Annotated in this window: 23 protein-coding genes; 4 read left to right on the forward strand and 19 right to left on the reverse strand. The window is 61.2% G+C overall.

Annotated features, from left to right (window positions below):
• Positions 1 to 197: 197 nt before the first annotated feature.
• From fliF to AC13QE_RS14030, 11 genes are all read right to left on the reverse strand, one after another.
• On the reverse strand, positions 198 to 1,874 hold the full coding sequence (gene fliF, locus AC13QE_RS13980; protein ID WP_488484131.1) for a flagellar basal-body MS-ring/collar protein FliF: 1,677 nt from the start codon (positions 1,872 to 1,874) through the stop codon (positions 198 to 200).
• A gap of 164 nt (positions 1,875 to 2,038) precedes the next feature.
• Complete coding sequence (locus AC13QE_RS13985; protein WP_132715806.1) at positions 2,039 to 2,452, reverse strand: hypothetical protein; 414 nt, start codon at positions 2,450 to 2,452, stop codon at positions 2,039 to 2,041.
• A gap of 16 nt (positions 2,453 to 2,468) precedes the next feature.
• A complete protein-coding gene (gene cheD, locus AC13QE_RS13990; protein WP_015338784.1) occupies positions 2,469 to 3,023 on the reverse strand; it encodes a chemoreceptor glutamine deamidase CheD in 555 nt (184 codons plus the stop codon).
• Positions 3,020 to 3,409, reverse strand: coding sequence for a response regulator (locus tag AC13QE_RS13995; RefSeq protein ID WP_007695708.1), 390 nt, complete (start codon positions 3,407 to 3,409; stop codon positions 3,020 to 3,022). Before AC13QE_RS13995 ends, cheD begins: the two co-directional genes overlap by 4 nt.
• Complete coding sequence (cheB, locus tag AC13QE_RS14000; RefSeq protein WP_132715805.1) at positions 3,409 to 4,452, reverse strand: protein-glutamate O-methylesterase CheB; 1,044 nt, start codon at positions 4,450 to 4,452, stop codon at positions 3,409 to 3,411. The genes AC13QE_RS13995 and cheB overlap by 1 nt, the downstream gene beginning before the upstream one ends.
• Positions 4,449 to 5,357: a protein-glutamate O-methyltransferase gene (locus AC13QE_RS14005; protein ID WP_132715804.1), complete on the reverse strand. Its 909-nt coding sequence runs from the start codon at positions 5,355 to 5,357 to the stop codon at positions 4,449 to 4,451. The genes cheB and AC13QE_RS14005 overlap by 4 nt, the downstream gene beginning before the upstream one ends.
• Positions 5,354 to 5,821: a chemotaxis protein CheW gene (locus tag AC13QE_RS14010; RefSeq protein ID WP_112336546.1), complete on the reverse strand. Its 468-nt coding sequence runs from the start codon at positions 5,819 to 5,821 to the stop codon at positions 5,354 to 5,356. Before AC13QE_RS14010 ends, AC13QE_RS14005 begins: the two co-directional genes overlap by 4 nt.
• A 4-nt stretch (positions 5,822 to 5,825) precedes the next feature.
• Positions 5,826 to 8,111, reverse strand: coding sequence for a chemotaxis protein CheA (locus AC13QE_RS14015; RefSeq protein WP_488484132.1), 2,286 nt, complete (start codon positions 8,109 to 8,111; stop codon positions 5,826 to 5,828).
• Between the two features lie 16 nt (positions 8,112 to 8,127).
• Positions 8,128 to 8,493 carry a chemotaxis response regulator CheY1 gene (gene cheY1, locus AC13QE_RS14020; RefSeq protein ID WP_004128526.1) on the reverse strand — a complete coding sequence of 122 codons (366 nt, stop codon included), beginning with the start codon at positions 8,491 to 8,493 and terminating at the stop codon, positions 8,128 to 8,130.
• A complete protein-coding gene (locus AC13QE_RS14025; RefSeq protein ID WP_015338779.1) occupies positions 8,490 to 8,786 on the reverse strand; it encodes an STAS domain-containing protein in 297 nt (98 codons plus the stop codon). The genes cheY1 and AC13QE_RS14025 overlap by 4 nt, the downstream gene beginning before the upstream one ends.
• Positions 8,787 to 8,848: 62 nt before the next feature.
• The gene (locus tag AC13QE_RS14030) at positions 8,849 to 10,522 is read right to left on the reverse strand and encodes a globin-coupled sensor protein (protein WP_488484133.1); all 1,674 of its coding nucleotides are present in this window, start codon (positions 10,520 to 10,522) and stop codon (positions 8,849 to 8,851) included.
• Between the two features lie 681 nt (positions 10,523 to 11,203).
• On the opposite strand from AC13QE_RS14030, the gene AC13QE_RS14035 reads away from it, so the two are divergent.
• The 3 genes from AC13QE_RS14035 to secD all read left to right on the forward strand — a co-directional run bounded on the left by AC13QE_RS14035 (position 11,204) and on the right by secD (position 15,989).
• Positions 11,204 to 12,724, forward strand: a complete 1,521-nt coding sequence (locus AC13QE_RS14035) for an ArnT family glycosyltransferase (RefSeq protein ID WP_488484134.1) — start codon at positions 11,204 to 11,206, stop codon at positions 12,722 to 12,724.
• A gap of 178 nt (positions 12,725 to 12,902) precedes the next feature.
• Positions 12,903 to 13,340: a hypothetical protein gene (locus AC13QE_RS14040; RefSeq protein WP_488484135.1), complete on the forward strand. Its 438-nt coding sequence runs from the start codon at positions 12,903 to 12,905 to the stop codon at positions 13,338 to 13,340.
• Between the two features lie 93 nt (positions 13,341 to 13,433).
• Positions 13,434 to 15,989: a protein translocase subunit SecD gene (secD, locus tag AC13QE_RS14045; protein ID WP_488484136.1), complete on the forward strand. Its 2,556-nt coding sequence runs from the start codon at positions 13,434 to 13,436 to the stop codon at positions 15,987 to 15,989.
• Between the two features lie 48 nt (positions 15,990 to 16,037).
• On the opposite strand, the gene AC13QE_RS14050 is transcribed toward secD, so the two are convergent.
• A complete protein-coding gene (locus tag AC13QE_RS14050; RefSeq protein WP_488484137.1) occupies positions 16,038 to 16,913 on the reverse strand; it encodes an SMP-30/gluconolactonase/LRE family protein in 876 nt (291 codons plus the stop codon).
• Between the two features lie 275 nt (positions 16,914 to 17,188).
• On the opposite strand from AC13QE_RS14050, the gene AC13QE_RS14055 reads away from it, so the two are divergent.
• A complete protein-coding gene (locus AC13QE_RS14055; protein WP_488484138.1) occupies positions 17,189 to 19,258 on the forward strand; it encodes an ATP-dependent helicase in 2,070 nt (689 codons plus the stop codon).
• Between the two features lie 96 nt (positions 19,259 to 19,354).
• On the opposite strand, the gene mmsB is transcribed toward AC13QE_RS14055, so the two are convergent.
• The 7 genes from mmsB to AC13QE_RS14090 form a co-directional block, all read right to left on the reverse strand.
• The gene (gene mmsB, locus AC13QE_RS14060) at positions 19,355 to 20,236 is read right to left on the reverse strand and encodes a 3-hydroxyisobutyrate dehydrogenase (RefSeq protein WP_488484139.1); all 882 of its coding nucleotides are present in this window, start codon (positions 20,234 to 20,236) and stop codon (positions 19,355 to 19,357) included.
• Between the two features lie 22 nt (positions 20,237 to 20,258).
• A complete protein-coding gene (locus AC13QE_RS14065; RefSeq protein ID WP_488484140.1) occupies positions 20,259 to 21,317 on the reverse strand; it encodes an enoyl-CoA hydratase/isomerase family protein in 1,059 nt (352 codons plus the stop codon).
• Positions 21,318 to 21,356: 39 nt separating this feature from the next.
• The gene (locus tag AC13QE_RS14070) at positions 21,357 to 22,952 is read right to left on the reverse strand and encodes a GMC family oxidoreductase (RefSeq protein ID WP_488484141.1); all 1,596 of its coding nucleotides are present in this window, start codon (positions 22,950 to 22,952) and stop codon (positions 21,357 to 21,359) included.
• A 160-nt stretch (positions 22,953 to 23,112) separates the two neighbouring features.
• Positions 23,113 to 24,096 (reverse strand): branched-chain amino acid ABC transporter permease, encoded by a 984-nt coding sequence (locus AC13QE_RS14075; protein ID WP_015338768.1) that lies wholly within the window; start codon positions 24,094 to 24,096, stop codon positions 23,113 to 23,115.
• A gap of 1 nt (position 24,097) precedes the next feature.
• Complete coding sequence (locus tag AC13QE_RS14080) at positions 24,098 to 24,985, reverse strand: branched-chain amino acid ABC transporter permease (RefSeq protein WP_015338767.1); 888 nt, start codon at positions 24,983 to 24,985, stop codon at positions 24,098 to 24,100.
• 3 nt (positions 24,986 to 24,988) lie between these two features.
• Positions 24,989 to 25,690: an ABC transporter ATP-binding protein gene (locus AC13QE_RS14085; RefSeq protein ID WP_481410915.1), complete on the reverse strand. Its 702-nt coding sequence runs from the start codon at positions 25,688 to 25,690 to the stop codon at positions 24,989 to 24,991.
• Positions 25,691 to 25,692: 2 nt separating this feature from the next.
• Entirely contained in the window at positions 25,693 to 26,475 is a 783-nt protein-coding gene (locus AC13QE_RS14090) for an ABC transporter ATP-binding protein (protein ID WP_488484142.1), read from the reverse strand.
• Positions 26,476 to 26,485: the final 10 nt, after the last annotated feature.

Consider the following 26,485-nt stretch of genomic DNA (forward strand, 5'->3'; position numbering starts at 1 on the left):
TGTGTTACGCAATAAGCTCAGTATTTGTAAGTCGATTCTCCATACCCAACAACTGTATGTCCTTTGAATTCCATCTTACGAACACGTCAATTCGGCTTATAGCGACTAATTAATCACAGGTTCAAATCGACGGCGCGGCAGGCTCCAATGCCACCTGCCTAGACAAAAAAAGACCGGGAGATTTCCCGGTCCTTTCATCAGGCTGCCTGGTCGACGGCCCATTTTCTGAGGATCTTTGCTGCGCGCTCTTCGCTGATTTCCACCATGCGGGACAGGCGGCGCTCCGGCCCTTCCTTGACGCGGCGGTTGAAGGTGCCGGCATCGTCGCCCATGGTCAGCAGATCGTCGGTGCTGTCGAAACCGAAATCCGAGCCGAAGCCGTCCATGAGAGCCGCACCGGGGCCACCCACTGCCGGTGCGAAATCCGGCAGCTCGAGGCCAGCCGCTTCCGGCAGCGCTGCGCCGCCATTTGCACCACCAAGCGAGCGGATCAGCGGACGGAAGCCCATCCAGATGATCAGGACAGCGACGGCGACGAAGGCCAGCGAGTTGATGATGCCAGCCATGTTGCGGCTCAGCATGTCGGTGATGCTGAAGCTGGAGGACGTATCTTCAAGCAGCTGACTGTCGAGGAAATTCATGGCATTGACGGTGACGATGTCGCCGCGGGCCGGATCGACGCCCGCTGCCGTTGCGACGATCTTCTGCATCTCGGCGATATAGGCATCGACCTTCGCCTGGTCGGCACCTTCGCCGACCATTTGCGCGATGCGACCCTTGTTGACCACCACCGCGACGGAGAGCTTTTCGATCTTGTAGCTGTTGCGGGTCGTGGCCGTCGTCTTGCTGTTGATTTCGTAGTTGGTCTGCTCCTCGCGCTTGTCGGACTGGTCGTTCGACGTCGGCGAGTTGCCACCGGATTTCGGCGCCGCCTGCGGGATATTCTGCTCCACGGTGGCTGCGGTGTCCGGCTGGCTTTGCTGCGACTTCTGCGCTTCCTTAACCGTGCGGACGGAGCGCTCGACCTTCGAGTCGGGATCGAAGGTGGTTTCCTGCACTTGCTGGCTGTCGGTATTCAACTGCGCCGTCACACTGGAACGGAAATTGTCCATGCCGAGGAAGGGCGCCAAGGCTTTGTCGATGTTGGATTCCACTTCGTTCTGGACGTTCTGCACGATGCCGAGATTGCGGCTCAGCGCTCCGTTGCCAGGATCGTCTCCCGATGCGAGGAGCTGGCCGGTGGAATCGAGGATGGTGACGTCGTCGACCTCCAGGCCGGGAACGGCGGAGGCGACGAGATGGCGGATAGCCGAAGCCGATTTGCGGGCAGCCTCCGCACTCGCGCGGATCATGACCGATGCCGTCGGCTTCTGATCCGCCTTCCGGAAGTTGCCGACATCCTGCATGACGATGTGGACGCGGGCAGCGCTGATGCCGGCGATAGACGTGATGGTGCGGCTGATTTCACCCTCGAGAGCACGCACGCGGGTAACTTCCTGCATGAAGGAAGTCAGACCGAGCGAACCGACATTGTCGAAGAGCTCATAGCCGGCCTTGCCGCTCGTCGGCAGGCCGCGCTCGGCGAGAAGCGCGCGGGCCTTGCCGGTCATGCCTGCCGGAACGGTCAGGCTGGAACCGTCCGTACCGACCTGGAAATTGATCTTGGCTTCAGCGAGCGCGATGCTGATCTGATTGAGATCCGTCGCATCCAGGCCGACATACAGCGTCTCCTGAGCGGGCTTATTGACGTAGAGGGCCGCCAAAAGGATCAGCAGCACGGAGGCGGCGCCTACGCCTCCCATGATCATCAGCCGCGTTCTCCCGAGATTCTGCAGATTCCGAAACAGGGGAACTAATTGATTTAACAGATTCATTCTGTTCTCGCACGATTCGTCAAAGACCTGATGGCTTTGTAACCTGCTGCGAAAATAGAAATCGAAACTTGTGCGAGCGTTTCGTCCGGCCAGAAGAGCCCAGGAAAAAGCTGGAAAGAATCGGAAGATTATATAAGAAAAACAGTATCTATCGTCGACGGCAGCTAGAAGAAGTCGAAATCGCCGGCAGCCTTTGCCATGGGTTGGACCAGGGGTTGGGCCATGGACGGGGAACGCGCATGAAAACTGCTGCCGCCAAGCGCCCTTTGCATTTCTGTGAGCTTGACGAGGCTCAGCGCCGTTGCCAGATCCACCGTCCAGGCCTCGGGCATAGCTCCGGCAATGGTATCGATGAATTCGGCGATGCCGCGCGTCTTCTGCACCGCAAGATCGATGCCCTGGACGACCTTCATGGCCTCCGGCGAGGCCAGTATATTGGCATCGCTGATGTCAAGCAGCTGAGGTTCGACGCGTTCGATCAGATAGGCGATGTCATGCAATTCGGAAACGATGCGCAGAAGGATAGCCGGAAGCGTCTCCTCGATGGCAGCCGTCTCAACGTGCTGAAAGGGGGTCATGCACTTGCCTCGCTGATCAGAAAAATTCGATCGTGTTGTCGACTGGCTTGGGAGCCACGACCGGACGCTGCTCCAGCGCTACGGTCTTCTGTGTCTCGGCGCCGGTCAGCGGATATTGCCTGGCTCTTCCGGAAATCGGCCAATATTCGATCTTGCGCCCGTGCTCGCCGCCCGTGCTGGAACTGACGACCGGGATACCCTCGTCTTTCAGAAACTGCATGGCAAAGATCGCGTTCTGCTCGCCGACATTGGAGAAGGTCGCGATCGTCTTGGCGCCACCGAAGACTTTCGCCTCCAGGCGGTCGCGCCTTGCGCCCTTCTTCAGCAGGCCGTTGATCAGAAGTTCCATCAGGTGCACGCCGTAACGCGTCGCATCGCCACCGCTCATCGGCGAGTTCGCCATTCCCGGAAGGAGGAAATGGTTCATGCCGCCGACGCCGGCGATGGGATCGCGCAGGCAGGCCGCCACGCAGGAGCCGAGGATGGTCGTCAGCACCACTTCTGGATCGCTGATGACCTTGTACTCGCCCTGAATGATATGCACGCGACGGGCCGCACCCTCGACGATCATTTCAATGCTCCGAACACAGCCTCGATGGCAGCCTTCATCTTTTCGATGGTGAAGGGCTTGGCGAGTACGTTGTTGGCCCCGAGCTGCGCCGCCTTCTGAACCAGCGCGCGGTCGCCCTGCGCCGTCAGAATGATGAAGGCGGCCTTCTTGGTCGCCGGGTTGGTGCGCACGGCCTGCAGAAGGCCGAGGCCATCCATCTTCGGCATGTTGAAATCGGAGATGACGAGATGATGCGGTTGCTGCTGCATGATCTTCATCCCCTGCTCGCCGTCGCCGGCGGCCGTGATCTGCTTGAAGCCGAGCTGCGTCAGCGCATCGCTCAGCAACAGGCGGCTGGTGACCTGATCGTCAACGATCAGAACTTTGATTTTCTCCGCTAGAGACATTATTCGCTCCCTTCCTTTCGGGCGGCTGTGGCTTTCAATATTTCCTCGCCAATGGCGTTCAGCGGAAACTGCTGTTCGACTGCACCAAGCTCGTGGGCGACCCTCGGCATGCCGTAGACCACGCAGGTCTTCTCGTTCTGGCCGATGGTGCGCGCGCCGGCGTGGCGCATCTTGAGGAGACCGGCGGCGCCGTCGCGCCCCATCCCGGTCAGGATTACGCCGACGGCATTGCGGCCAGCCAGTTCGGCAACCGAGTCAAAGAGCACGTCGACGGAAGGGCGATGGCCGTTCACCGGCCCGCCATCTACCAGACGGCAATGAGGTGCGGACGCATTGGCGACCCTAAGGTGCCTCTCACCGCCAGGCGCCAGATAGATCTTGCCGATTTCCAGCCGCGCACCGTCGGTCGCCTCCTGGACGACGGGCGCACAGAGGCGATTCAGCCGCTCGGCGAAGCTGCGCGTAAAGGTCGGCGGCATATGCTGCGTGATGACGGTCGGCGGACAATTGGCCGGGAATTTCTGCAGTACATTGATCAGGGCCTCGACGCCGCCCGTGGAAGAACCGATGGCGACGATCTTACGCCCCACGCGGAAGTCCGCGACGGCCGGCGGCGGCACGCGCTGGGCGGTGGGCTTCACATACTGACGCTGCGAGCGGGCAGCCGCCTTCACCTTGTCCGCCAGATCGCCGAAAGGATGGGGCTCGCCCGGAGAGGGCTTTCCGACGCAGTCGAATGCGCCGATTTCGAGGGCGGCAAGCGTCGCGTCGGCACCGCGATGGGTCATAGTGGAGACCATGATGACCGGCATGGGCCTCAGCGTCATGATCTTTTCCAGGAATTCGAGGCCGTTCATGTTCGGCATCTCGATATCGAGGGTGACGACATCCGGATTGAGCGCCTTGATGGCTGCCCGCGCTTCCAAGGCGTCGCCAGCCTGGCCGATGACGTCGACCTCTGGATCGGCACGCAGGACGGCGGTGATGAGACCCCGCATGGTCGGGGAGTCATCGACGACAAGAACACGTGCGGGAGAACTCATGGCTTCCTCCCTGCGGACTTGCCGAGATAGCGATAGGTGGTGATGCCGATATTGTCGAAGACGTGCTTGGCCTCACCGGCCACGCGCTCGGAGTGGCCGATATAGAGGTGGCCGGCATCCTGCAGCTGGCCGGCAAAGCGCGTCCAGATCTTCGTCTGGGTCGGCTCGTCGAAATAGATGACGACGTTGCGGCAGAAGATGACGTCAAACAGGCCCTTGAAGGGCCATTGCCCGAGCAGGTTCAGCTCGTTGAAGGTGATGAGCCGCTTGACGCGATCGTCGATCTGGAATTTCCGGCGGCCCTGGACATTGACTTCCTGGAACCATTGCTTGCGCATGGCCGGAGAAACCGTTTCGAGCGAAGATTCATCATAGGCGCCGGCGCGGGCAAGCCCGAGGATCTTGGGATCGATATCCGTCGCCAGGATCCTGAAATCGAAATCGGCGACATTCGGCATCAAGGCAAGCACCGTCAGCGCGATCGAGTAAGGCTCCTGCCCGTCCGAGCACGCAGCAGACCAGATGCGCACCCGGCCGCCGGCCTTGGCGCGCGCCAGGAGACCAGGCAGAACCTCGTCGCGCAAATGATCGAAATGATGGTTTTCGCGGAAGAAGCGGGTGAAGTTCGTCGTCAGATGCGACAGCATCTCGCGACGCGCCGCACTTCCCGCCGGCGACGACACGAGCTGGCAGTAGTCGCGGAAGCCGGCGAGACCCAGCGCGCGGATATGCTTCGACAGCCGGGAATAGACCAGCGACGCCTTGCTCTCGTTGAGAGAAATGCCGGCATCCGCATAGATCATTGCGGCGATTTCCGAGAGGTCGCGGCGCGTCAGCGGGTATTCGCCGCTTGCCAGCACCTCGTCCGGAGACGCCTTGAAATCCATTGCTCCCATCATGCTCATGCAGCCTCGCTTTCGCTTTCAGGGAACAGGGCTTCCAGCTCGATCAGGCAGATCATGCGGCGATCGATCGCCACGATGCCGCGGGCAAACTGCCGTTCGTGATCGGAGGAAACCTCCGGCGTCGGCTGTATGCTGTCGTCGGTAATGGTCAGGATATCCGAAACCGCATCGACCAGAAGACCGACCGCCTTGCGCTTGACCTGGGCCACGATGATCACATGCCGAACTGTCGGTTCCGCCCGCTTCATCCCGAGCCGGGCGGAGAGATCGATGATTGGCAGCACCGCGCCGCGCAGGTTGACGATCCCGAGCACATAGCCCGGCGCGTGCGGCATGGCCGTTGCGGGCGTCCAGCCGCGGATTTCCCGAACCGACATGATGTTAACGCAGAATTCCTGGTCGCCGATGCGAAAGGCGATCAGCTCGCGATTGCCCTGGTTCAGGTTCTTGACGGCATAAGACATCAAGTCACCCCGCCGCCGCGTAAGACATTTCGGGCTTCAGCGCCTGGCCGCGCGAAGCGCCGACCACCGCATCGACATCCAGGATCAGCGCCACGCGGCCATCGCCGAGGATGGTCGCTGCAGCAATGCCCGGGACATGCGTGTAGTTGGCCTCGAGGCTCTTGATGACGACCTGGCGCTGGCCCTGGATGGCATCGACCATGAGAGCGCGCTGACCACCGCCTTCCGATTCCACCAGCAGTGCGACGCCGTCGACCGGATTAGCCTGTGTGGCACGGAAGTTCAGGATGCGACCGACGTCAACCAGCGGGCAGAAGCTGTTGCGGATCGAGATCAGGCGATGGTTGGCGCCGAAGGAGTGGATCGCGGAAGCCTCGGGCTGCAGCGTTTCGACGATCGCCGTCAGCGGCACGACGAGGGTCTGGCCGGCAACCGTGACCACCATGCCATCGAGAACGGCCAGCGTCAGCGGCAGGCTCATGGTGAAGACCGAGCCCTGCCCCGGCCTGGAGGTGATGTTGATGCGGCCGCCGAGCGCCTGGATCGAGCGCTTGACCACGTCCATGCCGACTCCGCGGCCGGAAATGTCCGAAATCTTGTCGGCGGTCGAGAAGCCCGGCAGGAAGATCAAGTTGTCGATTTCCTCATCCGACAGATTGGCGTCTGCCGCGATCAGGTCGTTGTCGATGGCCTTCTGGCGCACTCTCTCGCGATTGATGCCGGCGCCGTCGTCGGCAAGCTCGATCAGGATGCGGCCGGAACGATGCTTTGCCGTCAGCCGGACGGTGCCTTCCGGGTTCTTGCCGAGCGTCGAGCGCTTTTCCGGCGTTTCGATGCCGTGATCGACGGCATTGCGGATCATGTGCGTCAGCGGTTCTGCAAGCTTGTCGATGACCGTCTTGTCGACTTCGGTGTTCTCGCCCTCGGTGATCAGGCGGATCGACTTGCCGGTCATATCGGCGATTTCGCGGACGATGCGCGACATGCGCTGGAAGACGGGCTTCACCGGCTGTGCGCGGATCGCCATGACGCTGTCCTGGATCTCGCGGGTGAGCTGCTGCAGCTCCTCGAGACCCATATTGATCGAGGACGCGCCGTTATTGTCATTCTCGATGACACTCTGGGAGAGCATTGCCTGGTTGATAACAAGCTCGCCGACGAGGTTGATCAGCCGATCGACGCGGTCGAGATCGACACGGATGGTCTGGCCGGCGGCTGCGGCGGCATTGTTCTGCGCTGCGGCGGCATTAGAAGCGGCAGCTGCGGCAAGGGCGGCTTCCTTCTTCTCGACGCGTGCGGCGGCCGAGGCGAGCTGCGTAACATTGCTTGCGGTTTCCGCAGCCGCAACGGCGGCAGCGACATCGTTTCTGGGCGCCGGTATTTCTTTTCCGGCCTCTGCAGCCGGGGTGGCGCCGTCATTGTCAAGGATCGAAAGATCGAAGGGCACCGGTACCATCGGCAACTCTTCGCTGGTCGAAGACCCGCCGCTTGCGGCCGGCTGGACATCGAGATCGCAATCCCATTCGGCAAATTCGAAGACGGTACGAATGGCGTCTTCGCCCTTGTCCGTCTTGATCGAGATTGCCCATTTGAAATAGGCGCCTTCGGGATCGATGTCGGGAAGGCCTGGCAATGCATCCATATCGCAGAAGATGTTCATCTCGCCGAGCCGCGAGAGGTCGCGCAGCAGCAGCGTCGCGTCGTTGCCCTTGGCGTAGAGATCGGACCGCGGCTTGAAGCTGACTTCATATTCCGGCCTGGCATCGACGGCCAGCTCGTCGCTGCCGAAATCATCGTCGAAGCTGAACGGGATCGGCTGGAAACCACTTTCGTCGGTCGGCGAAGGCGCGGCCGCGACGGACTTCGGAGCAACTTCGGCAACCACCGCTGCCGACGGCGCGGGAACATCGCCATTTGCCAGCGCTTCCAGTTCCTTGACAAGGCCACGGCTGCGCGCCGGATCGACGCTGCCGCCATCGCGAGCAGCATTGGTGAGATCCGCCAGAACGTCGGCGGCCTTGAGCATGACCTTCAGGACATCCTGGGTCGGCTCCAGCTTGTTGGATCGAACGCAATCGAGCGTCGTCTCGAAGACATGAGCGAAGGCGACCAGATCGTCCAGACCGAAGGCACCCGCCCCACCCTTGATGGAATGAACGGCGCGGAATACGGCATTGACGGTTTCCGGGTCACGGTCGCCATCATTCATTTTCAGGAGACCGGATTCCAGTTCGGCGAGCTGCTCTTCGCACTCCTGGAAGAAAATCTCTTTGATTTCGTTCATGTCCATGAGGGATGGATCCTGTCTAGGCGGTTACGCGCTCGATGGCATCGATCAGCTTGGCGGGATCGAACGGCTTGACGATCCAGCCGGTCGCACCGGCCTGGCGGGCACGGTTCTTCTTTTCCGCGTCGCTTTCCGTCGTCAGCACGAGGATCGGAACCGCGCGGTATCTGTCGTTGCGGCGAACGCCCTCGATAAAGCCGAAGCCGTCAAGACGCGGCATATTGATATCGGTGACGATAACGTCGGGATTGGCTTCTTCCAGAATTTCCAGGCCCTCGACACCGTCTTCGGCCTGAATGGTCTCAAAGCCTGCATTGTTGAGGGTCACGAGAAGCATGTTTCGGATGGTTCGAGAATCATCCACCGTCAGCACTTTTTTCTTCATTGCCGGATCTCCTTGGCAAGCAGATGGGAGATATCCACCCCGATCACCTGCATCGTTTTTTGAAATGCATCCGACACCTTGGAGAAGGTGAAGGAGAGTTTGTCCTCATCCCAGGTCTTGGCGGCAGCCATGATGACCTGCACGCACAAAGTCCCGATCCTTTCGACACCGGACGCATCGATCGCGACATTGCTGCCGCGCAACCCCATCAGTGTACCGCGAAGGCTCGAGGCCTCGTTGAGGTCCAGCACTGCGGCCAGACTGATGGTCTTTTCGCCTTTCCTGCTCGGCATCGCGTTATTCCTCGTTGTCTGAAATCAGGCCCGTCGGCCCGCATGTGCATGAAACTGAAAGATCAATAGGCATTGCGATCGCCTCCCGCTGCAGCCCTGCGAAGCGGGAAGCCGAAATCGGCCATATCCTCTTCGTTCTGCGTGATGCCGAACTCCTCGCGGGCTGGGAGCTGTGGTTGCTGCGCGACCCTGACCGGGACCGCAGGGGCCGCATGCCGCCGCTCGCGCTCGATGCGGAATTCGCGGATGGTCCGGCCGAGTTCGACGACGACGGAATGAAGGTGATCGGCACCTTCCTCGGAGCGGCTGGCCTCGCTGCCGGCAGCGGCCGCACGCTCGCTGTGGCCGCCGATATCTGATGTCAGTGCCTTGAGGCCGGCGACTTGTTCGTCGCTGGCCGCGACAATTCCGGAAATGGCTTCATTGATATCCGTCACCTGGCGGACGATGCTGCCGATCGCTTCCTGGGTGCGGCCGACCATCTGCACGCCGGCATCCACCTGCGCCTTGGTGCCCGTCACGAGAACCTTGATCTCGCGTGCGGCATCGGCGGAACGCTGGGCGAGCGCGCGGACTTCCTGCGCAACGACGGCAAAGCCGCGACCGCTATCACCGGCGCGGGCGGCCTCGATGCCGGCATTCAGCGCAAGAAGGTTGGTCTGGAACGCGATCTCATCGATGACGCCGATGATCTGGCCGATCTTTTCAGCTGACGTTTCGATATCGGCCATGGCCGATATCGCCTGCCCGACGATCTTGCCGCTGTCTTCGGCCGCCACGCGGGTCGATGCGGTGACGCGCTCGGCCGAGCGGGTATTGGCTGCATTGCCGCGCACCTGTTCGGCCAGTTCCGCTAGCTGCTTTGCAGAGGCCGCAAGTCCTCGCGACTGCTCGGACGATTTTTCAGCCAGGGATTTCGTGGCGCGGGAAATGGTGTCGCTCGTCGCTTCGGCCGCCTGCACACCACCGGACAGCGCCGAAAACTGCTGCTGAATATCAGTAAGCGCCGCGTTCAAGGCTTCCGCCACTTCGGTATAGGCCTCAGGACAATCCATCGGCATACGGGTCGTCAGATCGCGAGCGGCAAGGCCGTTGGCGAGATCGGCAATCAAGGCCGCTGCCTCGGCGCGGTCGGCAGCCCGCTGTTCGGCCAGCGCCCGCTGGTGACCGACCCGCAATTCGTTGAACCGCAACGATACGGCAATCTCGGCATCGACCAGCACCAGGCGCACGACCGATGTCACGAGTTCGCTGAGCTCGCGGGCACGTCGCTTGGCTCCCGGCAGAATGGCGCGGCCGCCCATATCTTCGAGCAGGCCGGAAAGAAGATGCTCCAGCATCACGCCATGGCCCGCAACATGCCAGCGCGGATCGAGCCCCATCTTGCTTTCGCTGTCGGACAGAACCTTGACGCGCTCGGCATAGAGGCTGTCGAAGCGCGCATCCGTCAGCACATCCCAGTGCGAGGAGTGCAGATCCTGGAGCCGTACGAGCTGGCTTTCGCTAGCGAAATTGCGCGCAGCGTCGGGATAGGTCTGGAAACGGAGGAAAAGATCGCGCAGGCCGGCTTTCAGATGCGCCTCGAGCATCGGCCGGTGACGGCGCAGCGTTTCGCATTGTCCGGCATCGAGACCAGCAAAACGCAAGCGGTCGCGCAGGCTGCCAGCCTGCGCCCTGCCTGCCTGATCTGAAGGCGTATCCTGCGCCAAAGTCGCCCCTGCCGAACTGCCGCGCATTGAAGCGCCGGCGAAACCGCTGATAATCCGCGCCAGGCACAATGAGGAGGCGAGAAAAGGCAGCCGTAGCCGTCGATCGACTGATCGAGGCACCGAAGCTCGCTCGTTCATCAAAGTCTGTTGCGGACCTGTTTGATGACATGGATACCGGATCGGACCCGGTACGACGGGGCGGCTTCATGCCTGGTGAGAACGAGTCACAATTTTCCCATTCCGACGTTCAAGCTCAATATTTATGGTTAATTCCTTGCCCGAAGGTTAATGACGGACAAGACGCGGCTCGTAGTTATCCCTACTAAATTAGCGACTACTTTGTTGCCGGAAAAGAACATCGATCGTAAGTCACGAGCAAGCTTCATCCCTTACTACCCAAGGGATAGACAGTTTCGATGTCGTTACGGAGAGAGCAATGATTGTTCTTGGTTTGACAGCCTCGCTGATGGCCAGCCTGACGCTTACGGCCTTCATGCTTCTATATCGTCTCGAAGAGGCGCGCGGCAAAGCCACTAGCCGCATTCTCTAGATAAAGCTGTAACGGACGTCTCAGATCCAAGATCGGACATATGGCATCTCGTGGCCAAGACGACGAGCGCTGCTGTTCTTACGGACGGCAGGGAGCTAGCTTTGGCCTCAATAGTTCCGTATTAAGCCTCACGATTAGGCACCGAGACCCATCTTTTAATGCTCGACACAACCCATTCCCGAACAAACGCCCAGAAACTTTCGCTGGGGCTCGCCCTCGCGATCATCTTTGGAGTGACGCTCTGGCGTGTACTCATGTTGCTCCTCAATAAGACGGACCTCTTCGTCGATGAGGCGCAATATTGGTTCTGGGGCCAGAATCTCGATTTCGGTTATTATTCCAAGCCGCCGATGATTGCCTGGGTCATCCGCTTCTTCAATGCGATCTCCGGCTCGGATTCGACCTTCTGGATCCGCATATCGGCACCGCTCTTCCATCTTGCCACAGCCCTGATGCTGATGTGCACCACGCGGCGGCTGATCGACGACGAGACCGGACGCGAGATTGCGCCATGGGTCGGCGTCATCTTCATCACCCTACCGGCTGCCTCGCTTTCGGCCGTGCTGGTGTCGACCGATACGATCCAGATCCTGTTCGTGACGATCGCCATCTGGGCCTTTATCGGTCTGACCAGGCGCTCCTCGATACTGGAAGCCATCATCCTCGGCGCTAGCCTCGGTTGCGCTTTCCTGACGAAATATTCGGTGCTCTTCCTTCTGCCGGGCGTCGGCATTGCCATGCTGACGATGCGTTCGGCGCGGATCGCCTGGCGGGATATGGTGATTGCCGCCATCGTCGGCGCCATCGTCGTTTCCCCTAATCTCTGGTGGAACCTTACGCATGATGCGGCGACCATAAAGCACACCGAAAACATCGCCCAATGGAGCAAGAGCGGCGGCGGCAACACTCTGCTGAAGCACACGCTCAACGGGCTCAGCTTCTTCGGCGCGCAGTTCGGCGTGGTCGGCCCGGTCGTCTTCTTTGCGCTCTTGTGGGCAACGTGGCGCCTGATCCGTGGACAGAGCGACGACCGCGAAAAGCTGCTGTTCTGGCTATCGGTGCCTGTCGTGGCGCTGATCACGCTGCAGGCCCTTCTCGCCAAGGCCTATGCCAACTGGGCCGTATCGGCCTATGCCGCCGGTACCATTCTTGCCATCTGGCTGCTCTATCGGCTGACGAAAAAAGGGCTGAGCACCTCGCTGATCATAGGCGCCGTCGTCGCCGTCGTGATCCCGGTACTGACGGTCTTCGCCTATGACATCAAGCTGCCGAACGGCAATCTCGTCATGAAGCGCTATGTCGGCCGCAGCGTCATCAGTCAAGAAATCGCCGATATCGCCACGCAGGCGAAGATGACCGAAATCGTCGCGCAGGATCGCGATATCCTTGCCGATCTCTATTATACGCTCAAGGGCAAGCCATTCCGCATCTATGCCCGCCCTTTCGGCGGCTTCCCCCACAATTATTATGAGCAGGATTTTTCCCTGCCGGCCAGTGTGACCGGTCCGGTATTGTTCGTCGACAACGATCCGATCGAGTGCCCGGAAGGCCAGGCCGAGCTCCTGAAGAGCTGGTCGCCGCCCTATGGCGAAATGAAGGGCAAGACGCTCTACGCCTATCGCGTGCCGGCATCCTGCCTGGCGCCCAAACCGTCAGCGACGGCTGAAACGGAAAATTAAGAAATCGAGCCGGAACTGTTGACCGGCTCGTGCAACTGCATCATGACAGGCCGCTGTAGCACTTTTAATCTGCTGCATAATTCCTTAAATCGATCCCGATCTGAGGAATTATGCAGTGGGAAGACGCTAGGCGTCCTGATATCATGACCGAACCGCCGGAGTTCGCTCCGGCAAAGGAATGAAGGCATTTGGACCGTTGAGCCCGCTCGAATTCGGCGCCGCCGACAGCGAAGATAGAGACGATAGGACGCATCGCGCCGGAGCGCGCGTGATCGCCTCGCTGTTCGTCGCGTTTTTCGCCTATATCGGACTGGCGCTCGGCGGCGGCATCAATCTTGCCACGCGCGCCGATGCCGAAGCCCTCTCGTCGGGCAAGGACAGTCAGCCCCTCTACCTTTCCCTGCGCGATCCGGTCCGCGGGATTGTCATTGCCGACCGGCTGGTGACGCCGAAGGCCGCATGGCACGACATCGGGCCTGCAACGCTTGGCTCCCTCCCTACCCTCGGATATCCGGCAACCTCGTGGCAGGTGAACCGCCCGAACGATGCCGCAAGGCTCGAATCCTTGGCGTTTCGCGCCTATCTCGCTCGCGCACCTCCAGCCGCGCTCGCCTAAGCGTTTGGCGCGTATGCGCCGCATTTCCGACAAGACCTCAAGTCCGCCTGCGGCGAAGCCGTCGGCATAGGCCTATTTTCAAGGATAATACCCATGCGTACCTCACCATGGCTCGTGGCACTTTATACAGTGGTCATCGTCATTGGCTTTCTGATCGCCCTGCCGAACGCGCTGCCGCCGTCGGTTCTCAACAAGATTCCGTCCTGGCTGCCGCATAGCCAGGTTTCGCTCGGTCTCGACCTTCGTGGCGGTTCCTATCTCGTTCTCGAAGTCGATGAGAAGGACCTGACGAACGGCCGACTGCAGTCGCTGCAGCAGGACGCACGCCGCGTGCTGCGCGACAAGAACATCCAGACCCGCTCGATCGTCCGCAACGGCGATCAGATCGTCGTGACGCTCACTGATCCCTCGCAGAGCAGCGATGCAGTGACGCAACTGCGCACGCTTGCCAATACGATCACATCGGGCCTCTCAGCCGGTCAGTCCGATCTCAACATCACGCCGAATGGCGCGACGATTGCGATGTCCTTCTCGCAAGCCGGCATTTCCGCCAACGTCGATTCCGCCGTCCAGCAGAGCCTTGAGGTTATCCGCAAGCGCGTCGACCAGGTGGGCGTCGCCGAGCCGACCATTCAGCGCGTCGGCCCGAACCGCGTTCTCGTCCAGCTTCCGGGTGCACAGGATCCGTCGCATCTGCGCGAGCTTCTCGGCTCGACCGCGAAGATGTCCTTCCACCTGCTCGCCGGCAATGTCGATCCGAACAATCCCGGCCCCGGCGTCACCATCATGAAGGACGAGCAGGGCAACAGCTATCCGGTTCTCGACCGTATAGAACTGTCCGGCGACCGTCTGACGGACGCCCGCGTCAGCTTCGATCCGAACACGCATGAGCCGCTCGTCACCTTCCGCTTCGACAGCGCCGGCGCCAACCGCTTTGCCGAAATCACCCGCGAAAATGTCGGCAAGCCCTTTGCAATCGTTCTCGACAACAAGGTGCTGAGCGCACCGAATATCCGCGAGCCGATCACCGGCGGTTCGGGCCAGATCTCCGGCAATTTCACCGCCGACAGCGCCACCACGCTTGCAGCCCTGCTGCGCGCCGGCGCTCTGCCCGCCAAGCTCACCGTCATCGAAGAACGCACCGTCGGCGCCGATCTCGGTAGCGACGCGATCCAGAAGGGCATCTATAGCGGCCTCGTGGGCTTCGTCTTGGTTGCCGCCTTCATCTTCGTGCTCTATGGCGCCTGGGGCATTCTCGCCAATGTCGCGCTGCTCATCCACACGGTCCTGACCTTCTCGGCTCTGACGCTTGTCGGCGCCACGCTGACGCTGCCCGGCATCGCCGGTATCGTCCTTGGCATCGGCCTTGCGGTTGATGCCAACGTTCTCATCAACGAGCGCATCCGCGAAGAAACCCGCAAGGGCCGCGGCGCCTTCGCCGCCATCGATAACGGCTTCAAGAAGGCCTATTCGACGATCATCGACGGCAACATGACGGCGCTCATCGCCGCCGCCATCCTGTTCTACTTCGGCTCCGGCCCGGTTCGCGGCTTTGCCGTGACCATGGGTCTCGGCCTCATCATCTCGATGTTCACCTCCGTCGCCTTCGTGCGCGTCGTGATGATCGCCATCACCCGTCGCCGCAAGCTGAAGGTGATCAACATCAGGCCGCTGATCCCCTTCAGCCCTTATGACAAGCACATCCAGTTCATGAAGGCCCGCTTCTTCGGCGTCACCGTCTCGGCGATCCTGTCGATCGCCTCGGTGGTTCTGTTCATCCATCCGGGCCTCAACTACGGCGTCGATTTCCGCGGCGGCATCCAGATGTCGGTCAAGACCAAGGACGCAGCCGATCTGTCTACGTTCCGCGAGGGCTTGAACACGCTCGGCCTCGGCGAAATCGCACTGCAGTCCTTCGGCGACAACAATAGCCTTCTTGTCCGCGCCCAGCGCCAGGACGGCGGCGAAGAGGCGCAGACGGCGGCAGTGACCAAGCTCAAGGCTGAAATCGTCAAGATCGACCCCGGCGCGACCATCGAAGGCACCGATGTCATCGGCCCGAAGGTCTCGGGCGAGCTTGCCTGGGCCGGTATCCTGTCAGTCGTAATCGCCAGCCTAGCGATGCTCGTCTACATCTGGGTGCGGTTCGAATGGCCGTTCGCGGTCGGCGCCATCGTCACGCTGGTGCTCGATGTGACCAAGGCGATCGGCTTCTTCGCGATCACCGGCCTCGATTTCAACCTGACGGCCATCGCCGCGATCCTGACGCTTGTGGGATACTCGGTGAACGACAAGGTCGTGGTCTATGACCGCATGCGTGAAAACATGCGGCTTTATAAGTCGATGCCGCTGCGCGACATCATCGACAAGTCGATCAACGAGACCCTGGCGCGAAGCCTTTATACCAACGCCACCGCCTTCCTGGCGCTGGTGCCGATGGCGATCTGGGGCGGCAGCGCCGTCTCCAGCTTCGCGATCCCGATGGTGTTCGGCATCCTCGTCGCCGGCGCCTCATCGGTCTTCATCGCGGCGCCGATCCTGCTATTCCTCGGCGACTGGCGTCGCCGTCATGCCAAGCCGGCCGCCAATGACACGGCATCGACAGACGGCAAGTCCGGTAAGGACAACAAGCAGATTCCTGCTGCTTAACACATGAAAAGAGGACATGCCCGGCTTCCGGGCATGTCCACCAGCCGCTTACGAAATCGGCGGCATATGCAAAGGCAAGCCCGGACGCGGGGCCGTAATCTTTTCCACAACACCGTTTTCCTGCTCGCTGACGAGCAAATGCTTGCCGTCCACGGTGAAGGCGATATTGGCTGGCCTTGTGCCGTCGGTGCGGATATGGCCGGCCATTTTTCCCTCGGCGTCCACCATAGAAATTTCACCCAGGCCGTACATGGCACAATACAGCATGCCATTGCGATCAAAAGCGAGGCCTGCCGGTCCGCGCAGCGCATTGACGGCAGGCGATGTCATCGACTGGACAAACATTTCCTGCCTGCCGCCCACGACCTGCCGATAGATTTTTCCGGTCAGCGTTTCGCTATAATAGAGCAATCCGTCGGCATCGAAGGCAATGCCGCTCGCAAAGAGCAAGCCGGCTGCCAGGACCCGGATGACCCGGCCCTCGGCCGGATCGATCTGATAGACACAGCCATTATAAGCCGCCTTGAAGAAATCGGGATGGATGTGGCCGCCTTCGAGAAGATTGGCAAGAGGGATGCCGGAATCAGTCATGTAAAGCAGGCCGTCAGGTCCGAAAGCGAGTGCATTCGGATGGAGAAACGGACCATCGGCGCTGCCTTCAATGACCTGCAGGACGCGGCCTTGCGCCGATAATCTGACAAGGGAATTCTCCGGGCCATTGGCGACCCAGAAACATCCGTCACCATCCGCCGCAATCCCCATCGGCCAGCCACCGACCCGGCAAAGTTCCTGCGATACGCCGCTTGCGTCGAAAAGTTTCAGACAGCGGCGACTGGCATCCATTTCTACGACCGCGAGGCGGCCGTCCGGCAAGGCCACGAGGCCGCTAGGCAGACGCAGCCCGGTGGCAATCGTTTCGTTCATGTTTTGAAACCTTCATTCTACGCATTACGAAGCCCCAAAAACTCAAAATGCTGCGCCGAAATGATACATAAGCATGAAGAAGATCCTTTTCGAGCCGAACGAGTGCAAATCCCGATAAGATTCTTGCGCCAGAGGTCACATCCGCGTGCAGGCCCTGCTCATCTTGACAGGCTTTAGCGATTCGGAACATCCATAGAACGTTCCTATATTTTCGCGTTTGCGATTCGCCGCATATCGCGCTCCGTGCCGGCCGCCGGAGATAGTCAGGAGAGTTGATGACCGCCGCCTATCTGGAAAAGCTAAACCCGGAGCAACGGCTGGCGGTGGAGCATGGCACGACGGAGGGTAACAGCCATATTGCCGGGCCGCTGCTCGTCATAGCGGGAGCCGGCTCCGGCAAGACGAATACGCTTGCGCATCGTGTCGCGCATCTGATCGTTAAAGGCGCAGACCCGCGCCGCATCCTGCTGATGACCTTTTCGCGCCGCGCCGCAGCCGAAATGGGCCGCCGTGTCGAGCGCATCTGCCGCGAGGTGCTGGGTGCGAATTCCGGCATCACCGCCGATGCACTTGCCTGGACCGGCACGTTCCATGGTATCGGTGCGCGCCTGCTCCGGGATTATGCAGAACAGATCGGCATCGACCCGGCCTTCACGATCCACGATCGGGAAGACAGCGCCGACCTCATGAATCTGGCGCGCCACGACCTCGGCTTTTCGAAGACGGAGAACCGCTTCCCGACCAAGGCGACCTGCCTTGCCATCTATTCGCGCTCCGTCAATGCCGAAGCGCCGCTCGACGGTGTGCTGCGCGACTTCTTCCCATGGTGCGCCATGTGGGAGCAGCAGCTGCGTGATCTTTTCGCCTGTTATGTCGAGGCAAAGCAGGTGCAGAACGTACTCGATTACGACGACCTGCTGCTCTATTGGGCGCATATGCTGCAGGAGCCTCTGATCGCCGAGGATATCGGCAGCCGTTTCGATCATGTGCTCGTCGATGAGTATCAGGACACCAACCGGCTGCAGTCCTCCATCCTGCTCGCCCTGAAGCCGGATGGCCGCGGTTTGACCGTCGTCGGCGACGACGCGCAATCGATCTATTCCTTTCGCGCCGCCACCGTACGCAACATTCTCGATTTCCCCAAGGCCTTCACGCCCTCTGCCGACATTGTTACGCTCGACCGCAACTACCGTTCGACACAGCCGATCCTGGCCGCCGCCAATGCCGTGATCGATCTTGCCTCCGAGCGCTTTACCAAGAACCTGCGCACCGAGCGGCAAAGCGTAGAGCGGCCGCGGCTGGTGACCGTGCGTGATGAGGCCGATCAGGCGCGCTACATCGCCGATCAAATACTGGAAAATCGCGAGGGTGGCGCAAGGCTCAAGCAGCAGGCCGTGCTCTTCCGTACCTCGAGCCACAGCGGCCCGCTGGAAGTGGAACTCACCCGGCGCAACATTCCCTTCGTCAAGTTCGGTGGATTGAAATTCCTCGACAGTGCTCATGTCAAGGACATGCTTGCGGCGCTGCGTTTCGCCCAGAACCCGCGCGACCGTGTGGCGGGGTTCCGCCTGATGCAGCTCCTGCCCGGCGTCGGCCCTTCGACAGCACAGCGCGTACTCGACCAGATCGGCGAAGAGGCAAGCCCGATCACGGCGCTCACCGAACTCCCGCCGCCACCGCGCACGGGAGACGATTGGACCGCCTTTGTCGAGACGATGCGGGAGGTCAAAAGCGGGAAGGCCGGCTGGCCGGCGGAAATCGGCCTCGTTCGCCAATGGTACGAGCCACATCTGGAACGCGTACATGAGGATGCATCGACCCGCCAGGCGGATCTCGTCCAGCTCGAACAGATTGCCGCGGGCTACGGCTCGCGTGAGCGCTTCCTCACCGAGCTGACGCTCGATCCGCCTGACGCGACCAGCGATCAGGCCGGCGTGCCGCTGCTCGATGAGGACTATCTGATCCTCTCGACCATCCATTCCGCCAAGGGCCAGGAGTGGACGAAGGTCTTCATCCTCAACGCTGTCGATGGCTGCATTCCCGCCGACCTCGCCGTCGGATCATCCGCCGAAATCGAGGAGGAACGACGGTTGCTCTACGTCGCCATGACGCGGGCTAAGGACAATCTCGATCTCGTCATTCCGCAGCGGTTCTTCGTGCACGGCCAGCATGCGCAGGGCGACAAGCATGTCTTCGCCTCGCGCACCCGCTTCATTCCAGCAACCTTGCTGCAATTTTTCGAGGTCTGCGGCTGGCCGCAGGCACGGGCTGAAAGCGCTGCCGCCATTCGGGCGCGCGAGGTGCGCGTCGATGTGGGTGCGCGCATGCGGGGCATGTGGCGGTGAGTTGCAGCAATTGAGGCCGGCAGGTCAGGCATGGTCGCCGAAGCCGCGCCTTCGTGCCTGCCCCCCACCCTACCGCGCCTGACCATCCGGCAATCCTCACTTCGCGTCGCGAAACATCTCGATAATCGCGGAAAAATCGCGGCCGCCATTTCCGAGCTTTTCAAAGAGCGCATAAAGCTGTGCCGCCTCCGCGCCCAGAGGCGTCGATGCGCCGCTGGAGAGCGCCGCTTCCTGTGACAGGCGCAGATCCTTCAACATCAAGGCGGCGGCAAAACCGGGCTTGTAGTCGTTGTTGGCGGGCGATGTCGGCACCGGACCGGGCACGGGGCAGTAGGTATTGATCGACCAGCATTGGCCGGAGGAGGTCGAAGCGACATCGAAGAGGGCCTGGTGCGAAAGGCCAAGCTTCTCGCCGAGCACGAAAGCCTCGCAGACGCCGATCATGGAGATGCCGAGGATCATGTTGTTGCAGATCTTCGCGGCCTGGCCGGCGCCGGCATCGCCGCAATGGACGATCTTCTTGCCCATCACCTCAAGCAGCGGTTTGGCGGCGGCAAAGCTTTCCGTCGAGCCGCCAGCCATGAAGGTCAACGTTCCGGCCGCGGCACCTCCGGTGCCGCCGGACACCGGCGCATCGAGAGAAAGACAACCGACGTCAGCCGCCATCGCGTGAGCCTTGCGGGCACTGTCGACATCGATGGTGGAGCTGTCGATCAGCAAGGTTCCCTTGGGCACGGAGCGCAGCACGTCAACCCAGACGGTCAGGACATGCTGGCCTTTCGGCAGCATGGTCACGACCACTTCGGCATCGGCCAAGGCCTCTGTCAGCACGCTGGCAGCCTTTACGCCAGACGCTTCGGCTGCCTTCAGCACGTCATGCGAAAGATCGAACCCAGTGACAGCGTGGCCGGCCTTGACGAGATTGGCGGCCATCGGGCCTCCCATATTCCCGAGGCCGATGAATGCGATCCGCGTCATGATGTTTTCCTCCCATGATCGGTTATCTTGCGAAAAGCGGTGGCTGCGCCGGTATGAAGAAACGGTCGATGGCATCCGCCGTCACTTCGGAAAGGCTCGCCGGAGACCATTTCGGATTGCGGTCCTTGTCGATGACGACGGCGCGCACGCCCTCGTAGAAATCGTGATTATACAATATGCCCTTGCAGGCGCCGAGTTCACGATTGAGGCATTCGGCCAAATCGACGCTCGTTCGCCCTGCCCTGAGCAGCCGCAAGGTCAGCTTCAGGCTGGTCGGCGAGCGGCTGGCAATCACGCTTGCGGCTTCTGCGGCAAATTCTCCCGGTTCATCCGCCAAAGCCTTCAGAATTTCCTCCACCGTGTCTGCCGAAAACGCCCGGTCGATCACCTCTCGGTTTGCCGCGAGCCGGCTTTCGCCGGCATCTACAGCCATCGTTTTGATGAGGGCGTGCACGTCTGCGGCAGAGGCCGCAGCGGGCAGCACGGCTATCGCATCAATGAGGGCTGGCAATGCGGAGGATGCCACACAATGATCGGCAAAACCGGCGTGGATAACATCGGCTGCGCCGACGGTCTGCCCGGTCAGGCCCATCCAGGTGCCGGCCTCCCCCGGCGCGCGCGGCAGCAGCCAGGTGGCGCCGACGTCAGGGAAGTAGCCGATGCCGGTTTCGGGCATGGCGAGGCGCGTGCGTTCGGTGACGACGCGATGGCTGCCGTGGGCCGACAGACCGACGCCGCCGCCCATGGTGATGCCGTCCATCAACACGACATAGGGTTTGGGATAGCGCGAGATGGCATGGTTGAGCAGAAATTCCTCGCGCCAGAAGATTTCCGCTTCATCGGTGCTTTCCTTGCCGCTCCGATGCAGCAGGCGGATATCGCCGCCGGCGCAGAAGCCACGTTCCCCCTCACCCAGGACGATGACGCTGGCGATCGCGGGATCTGCGGCGAAATCTTCCAGGGCCGGCGCAATGACCCGCACCATCGGCAATGTCAGGCTGTTCAGCGCCTTCGGGCGGTTAAGCTTGATAATGCCAGCCGATCCGCGCCGCTCGATGATGACTTCATCCGTGCTATCCATGCAAATCTCCTGTCCTTGCTGCCAGCCATGAATAGGGCTTCATCTGTTGTCGGCAAGGATCATTTCGGCTGCCTTCTCGGCGATCATGATGGTTGGTGAATTGGTGTTGCCCGATGTGATCGACGGCATGACGGAGGCGTCGGCGATACGCAGCCTTGCCAATGCTCTGAGCCGCAAGCGGGGGTCGACGACGCTTTGCCCGTCGCCGCCCATGCGGCACGTACCGACCGGATGGAAAATCGTCGTGCCGATATCACCAGCGGCGCGCTCCAGATCGGCATCGGTCTCATAGGCCAGCCCCGGCTTGAACTCCTCCGGGCGGAACCGGGCGAAGGATGGCTGCGCCACGATCCGCCGCGTCAGGCGAATAGAGCGCACGGCGATCTCCCGGTCGCGAGCTGCGGAAAGATAGTTGGGGCTGATGGCCGGTTGGAGGGCGAAATCGGGGCTGCGCACATGCACCGAGCCGCGGCTTTCAGGGCGGAGATTGCACACACTTGCGGTGATCGCCGGAAAGGGATGAACGGGATCACCGAACCTGTCGAGCGAGACAGGCTGCACGTGATATTGCAAGTCCGGCGTTTCCTTGTCCGGCCCGGAGCGTGTGAAGATACCGAGCTGGCTCGGCGCCATCGCCATAGGGCCTGAACGGCGAACCAGATATTCGAGGCCGATCGCCGCTTTGCCGATCAGCTTCGTCGCCTTCTCGTTCAACGTGGGCACGCCGGTCACCTTGTAGGCAAGGCGAAGCTGCAGATGATCCTGCAGGTTTTCGCCGACGGACCGAACCTCGCGCACGACCTCAATACCGGCTTTACTTAACACCTCGCCATGGCCGATTCCCGAAAGCTCGAGAATGTGCGGCGAGCCGATGGAGCCGGCCGATAGCACCGTCTCCTTGTTCGCATAGACGCGCTTCGCCACGCCGTCGTGCTGGAATTCGACGCCGGTCACGGCATCCCCCTCGACGATCAGCCAGCGGACCTGCGCCTTGGTATAGACGGTGAGATTGCCGCGCTTCATGGCCGGGCGCAGGAAAGCTTTCGTGGTGTTCCAGCGAATGCCGGAGCGCTGGTTGACGTCGAAATAGCCGGAACCTTCGTTGTTGCCGCGATTGAAATCAGCCGTTTCTGGGATGCCAGCCTCCTTGGCGGCTGCCTGGAAGGCATCGAGCACGGCCCAGCGCACGCGCGCCTTCTCGACCCGCCATTCGCCGCCGGCGCCATGCATCTCGTCCTTACCGCGATAATGATCCTCGGACTTGACGAAATAGGGCAGCACGTCATCCCAGCCCCAACCGGCGCAGCCGAGCTGGCGCCAGAGATCGTAATCGCGGGCCTGGCCGCGCATATAGATCATGCCGTTGATGGAGGAGCAGCCGCCGAGCACTTTTCCGCGGGGATAGTTGAGCGACCGGCCATTCAGCCCCGCTTCCGGCGATGTGGTGAAGCACCAATCGGTGCGGGGGTTGTTGATGCAATAGAGATAGCCGACCGGGATGTGGATCCAATGGTAATTGTCGTTGCCGCCGGCTTCCAGCAGCAGCACCCTATTGTTGCGGTCGGCCGAAAGCCGGTTGGCCAGCACGCATCCGGCACTGCCGGCACCGATGATGATGTAGTCGAAGCGATCCATTCAAGAGACTCTGTCGTCCCCTCTCCCAGCATGCGGGGAGAGGGTTAGGTGAGGGGCGGGAAGGCTCGGCAAATTCCGTATTCGCCGGAATAAATGCAGGCCCCTCATCCGCCCTTCGGGCACCCTCTCCCCGCATGCGGGGAGAAGGAAACTCAAATCGCTAGCGCCGATATTCGAACCCCAGCTTCCGTCCCAGCCGCGAGGCATAGAATTCGCCGACGACACCGCGGCGGAAGAGCAGGACGCAGACCATGAAGACGATGCCGGTGATGATGGTGACGGGGAATTCCGAAGTCGCCAGATAGTTTTCCAGCGTCGCCACGAAACCCGCGCCGAAAAGCGGGCCAATCAGTGTGCCGATGCCTCCGAGCAGGGTCATGAGGATGACCTCGCCGGACATCTGCCAGGCGACATCGGTGAGCGTCGCGAACTGGAAGACCAGCGCCTTGACCGCTCCTGCAAGCCCGGCGAGCGCCGCCGACATGACGAAGGCGCCGAGCTTGTAATGCGCGACGGAATAGCCGAGCGAGATCGCCCGCTGTTCGTTCTCGCGGATCGACTTCAGGATCATGCCGAAGGGCGAATTGATGAAACGCCAGATGATCAGCACGCCGATCAGAAACACGGCGAGGACGAAATAATACATGTTCAAAGAGTTGCTGAGGTCGAGGACGCCGAAGAGGTAGCCGCGCGGCACCGACTGAATGCCGTCCTCGCCATGGGTGAAAGCCGCCTGCAGGCAGAAGAAATAGAACATGTAGGAGAGTGCCAGCGTGATCATGGCGAAATAGATGCCCTGCCGACGGATGGCGACGAAGCCCATGACCAAGCCAAGCAGGGACGCGCCGGCGACGCCGATCAGGATGCCGAGCTCGGGCGGAAGCCCCCATTCCTTCACTGCATGAGCGGTGAAATAGGCCGCACCGCCGAAGAAGGTGGCATGGCCGAAGGAGAGCAGGCCGGCATAGCCGAGCAGCAGATTGAAGGCACAGGCAAACAGCGCGAAGCAGAGCACCTTCATGACGAAGATCGGGTAGATGAAGAACGGCGCCCAGATCAGGCCGACGAGGCCGACAACCAAAAGCAGCTTCTGCACGGAAAGCTTCGGACGCTCCTTGGAACTCAAGCTGATTAATCCAGCCATATCACGCCTCCCGACCGAAGAGACCTGCAGGCCTCAGAAGCAGCACAATTGCCATGATCACGAAGATGACGATATTCGAGGCTTCAGGATAGAAAACCTTGGTGAGGCCCTCGGCAATCCCAAGCATATACCCTGTGACGATCGCGCCCATGATCGAGCCCATGCCGCCGACGACCACAACGGCAAAGACGATGATGATCATGTTCGATCCCATCAGCGGCGAGACCTGGTAGATCGGCGCGGCCAGCACACCGGCAAAGGCGGCAAGCGCAACGCCGAAGCCGTAGGTGAGCGTCAGAAGCACCGGCACGTTGACGCCGAAGACCTGCACAAGGGTGGAATTTTCCGTCGCCGCGCGCAGATAGGCGCCGAGCTTGGTCTTCTCGATCAGCAGCCAGGTGCCGATGCAGACGACCAGCGAGGCGATGACCACCCAGCCGCGATAGACCGGCAGAAACATGAAACCGATATTCTTCGCGCCCGCCAGCTCCGTCGGGACGGCATAGGGCTGGCCGGAGGAACCGTAGAGATAGCGGAAGGTTCCTTCGATGGTCAGCGCCATGCCGAAGGTGAAAAGCAATCCGTAGAGCGGATCGATCCTGTAGAGCCGGCGCAGGCAGAGCCGCTCGACCAGAGCGCCGAACAGGCCAACGATCAGCGGCGCGAGAACGAGGGCCGGCCAATAACCGATGCCGGCATAGGCAAACAAGAGATAGGCGGTGAAGGCACCGAGCATATAGAGCGCGCCATGGGCGAAGTTGATGACCCGCAGCATACCGAAGATGATCGCAAGACCGAGGCTCAGCAGCGCATAGAAGGAGCCGTTGATGAGGCCGATCAGCAATTGACCGAGAAGCGCCTGCGCGGGGATGCCGAATATCGTCGTCATGGCTCAGACCCCCAGAACCTTGTGCAGCATATCCATGCGCTCGGAGAGTTCGCCGACCGGAAATTCCGAGACCATCTGGCCGTGATCCATCACATAGAAGCGATCGGCGATGCGGCTCGCAAAGCGGAAATTCTGCTCGACGAGCAAGATGGTCATGCCGCGGCCTTTCAGCTTCTGCAGGACTTCGCCGATGCGCTGGACGATGACGGGCGCGAGACCCTCGGTGGGTTCGTCGAGCAGCAGCATGCGGACGCCGGTGCGCAGGATGCGGGCCATGGCGAGCATCTGCTGCTCACCGCCGGAAAGCCTGGTGCCGACGCTGTTGCGCCGCTCATGCAGGTTGGGAAACAGCTCGAAGATCTCATCGAGCGTCATACCGCCTGCTGCGACGACCGGCGGCAGCATCAGGTTTTCATAGACGCTGAGCGTCGAGAAGATGCCGCGTTCTTCCGGCACGAAGCCGATGCCCTGATGCGCAGTCTTGTGCAGCGGCACCTGCATCATGTCCTTGCCGGCAAACGCGATCCTGCCCTTGCGGGCACGAACGATGCCGACGATCGTGCGCAGCGTCGTCGTCTTGCCGACGCCGTTGCGGCCGAGGATGGTGATGGTCTCCCCCTCACCCACACGCATATCGACACCGTGCAGAATATGGCTTTCGCCATACCAGGCATTGAGGCCCTGAACGTCGAGAAGCGGCGCCATCGTCAAGCCTCCTCCGTGCCCATATAAGCTTCGCGGACGCGCGGATCGCGGCTGACCGTCGCGTAATCGCCCTGAGCCAGGATCTCGCCGCGCTGCAGCACCGTGACATGATGGCAGATATCGGCAACGACGGAGAGATTGTGCTCCACCATGAGCACGGCCCTGTCGCGCGCGACGTCGCGGATGATGGCGGAGACCGTGTTTACATCCTCCAGCCCCATGCCGGCCATCGGCTCATCGAGCAGCAGCACCTTCGGATCGAGCGCGAGCGTGGTGGCAATCTCCAGCACGCGCTTACGGCCATAGGAAAGATCGGCAGCGACGGCATTGCGCTCCTTCGAAAGGCCGACGGAGGCAATGAGCTGTTCGGCGCGGGCATTGAGGCTGTCGAGGGCCGATAGCGGGCGCCAGAACTGATGGGCGAGATTGCTCGGCCGCTGCAAGGCGACGCGGACATTGTCCAGCACCGTCAGATGCGGGAAGACGGCGGAAATCTGGAAGGAGCGCACGAGGCCCATGCGCGCGACCTTGTCAGGTCTCGTCTTGGTAATATCGGTGCCGAGCAGTGTGATGGTCCCATGCGTCGGCTGCAGGAACTTGGTGAGCAGGTTGAACACCGTCGTCTTGCCGGCGCCGTTCGGGCCGATCAGTGCGTGGACCTGGGCATGATGTACGTCAAGATCGACATTCTTGACGGCGGTGAAGCCGCCGAAATCGCGGCGCAGTCCCCGGGCGGACAAAACCACCCGGGGCTCTTCATACGGATGTGTCGCGGACATCGCCATGGGCCGGTCC

The sequence above is a fragment of the Martinezella sp. CNPSo 3957 genome, from assembly GCF_057784395.1.

What these genes read in the sequence shown, in the direction of transcription:
- AC13QE_RS14055 (WP_488484138.1), top strand. Translation starts at nt 17,189, where the DNA reads ATGACCGCCGCCTATCTGGAAAAGCTAAACCCGGAGCAACGGCTGGCG.
- AC13QE_RS14090 (WP_488484142.1), bottom strand. Translation starts at nt 26,475, where the DNA reads ATGGCGATGTCCGCGACACATCCGTATGAAGAGCCCCGGGTGGTTTTG.
- AC13QE_RS14025 (WP_015338779.1), bottom strand. Translation starts at nt 8,786, where the DNA reads ATGCCGAGCAGGAAAGGCGAAAAGACCATCAGTCTGGCCGCAGTGCTG.
- cheY1 (WP_004128526.1), bottom strand. Translation starts at nt 8,493, where the DNA reads ATGAAGAAAAAAGTGCTGACGGTGGATGATTCTCGAACCATCCGAAAC.
- secD (WP_488484136.1), top strand. Translation starts at nt 13,434, where the DNA reads ATGCGTACCTCACCATGGCTCGTGGCACTTTATACAGTGGTCATCGTC.
- AC13QE_RS14050 (WP_488484137.1), bottom strand. Translation starts at nt 16,913, where the DNA reads ATGAACGAAACGATTGCCACCGGGCTGCGTCTGCCTAGCGGCCTCGTG.
- AC13QE_RS14005 (WP_132715804.1), bottom strand. Translation starts at nt 5,357, where the DNA reads ATGAGCATGATGGGAGCAATGGATTTCAAGGCGTCTCCGGACGAGGTG.
- AC13QE_RS14080 (WP_015338767.1), bottom strand. Translation starts at nt 24,985, where the DNA reads ATGACGACGATATTCGGCATCCCCGCGCAGGCGCTTCTCGGTCAATTG.
- mmsB (WP_488484139.1), bottom strand. Translation starts at nt 20,236, where the DNA reads ATGACGCGGATCGCATTCATCGGCCTCGGGAATATGGGAGGCCCGATG.
- AC13QE_RS14075 (WP_015338768.1), bottom strand. Translation starts at nt 24,096, where the DNA reads ATGGCTGGATTAATCAGCTTGAGTTCCAAGGAGCGTCCGAAGCTTTCC.
- AC13QE_RS13985 (WP_132715806.1), bottom strand. Translation starts at nt 2,452, where the DNA reads ATGACCCCCTTTCAGCACGTTGAGACGGCTGCCATCGAGGAGACGCTT.
- cheB (WP_132715805.1), bottom strand. Translation starts at nt 4,452, where the DNA reads ATGAGTTCTCCCGCACGTGTTCTTGTCGTCGATGACTCCCCGACCATG.
- AC13QE_RS14030 (WP_488484133.1), bottom strand. Translation starts at nt 10,522, where the DNA reads ATGCGCGGCAGTTCGGCAGGGGCGACTTTGGCGCAGGATACGCCTTCA.
- fliF (WP_488484131.1), bottom strand. Translation starts at nt 1,874, where the DNA reads ATGAATCTGTTAAATCAATTAGTTCCCCTGTTTCGGAATCTGCAGAAT.
- cheD (WP_015338784.1), bottom strand. Translation starts at nt 3,023, where the DNA reads ATGATCGTCGAGGGTGCGGCCCGTCGCGTGCATATCATTCAGGGCGAG.
- AC13QE_RS14070 (WP_488484141.1), bottom strand. Translation starts at nt 22,952, where the DNA reads ATGGATCGCTTCGACTACATCATCATCGGTGCCGGCAGTGCCGGATGC.
- AC13QE_RS14010 (WP_112336546.1), bottom strand. Translation starts at nt 5,821, where the DNA reads ATGTCTTATGCCGTCAAGAACCTGAACCAGGGCAATCGCGAGCTGATC.
- AC13QE_RS13995 (WP_007695708.1), bottom strand. Translation starts at nt 3,409, where the DNA reads ATGTCTCTAGCGGAGAAAATCAAAGTTCTGATCGTTGACGATCAGGTC.
- AC13QE_RS14065 (WP_488484140.1), bottom strand. Translation starts at nt 21,317, where the DNA reads ATGGATAGCACGGATGAAGTCATCATCGAGCGGCGCGGATCGGCTGGC.
- AC13QE_RS14085 (WP_481410915.1), bottom strand. Translation starts at nt 25,690, where the DNA reads ATGGCGCCGCTTCTCGACGTTCAGGGCCTCAATGCCTGGTATGGCGAA.
- AC13QE_RS14035 (WP_488484134.1), top strand. Translation starts at nt 11,204, where the DNA reads ATGCTCGACACAACCCATTCCCGAACAAACGCCCAGAAACTTTCGCTG.
- AC13QE_RS14040 (WP_488484135.1), top strand. Translation starts at nt 12,903, where the DNA reads ATGAAGGCATTTGGACCGTTGAGCCCGCTCGAATTCGGCGCCGCCGAC.
- AC13QE_RS14015 (WP_488484132.1), bottom strand. Translation starts at nt 8,111, where the DNA reads ATGGACATGAACGAAATCAAAGAGATTTTCTTCCAGGAGTGCGAAGAG.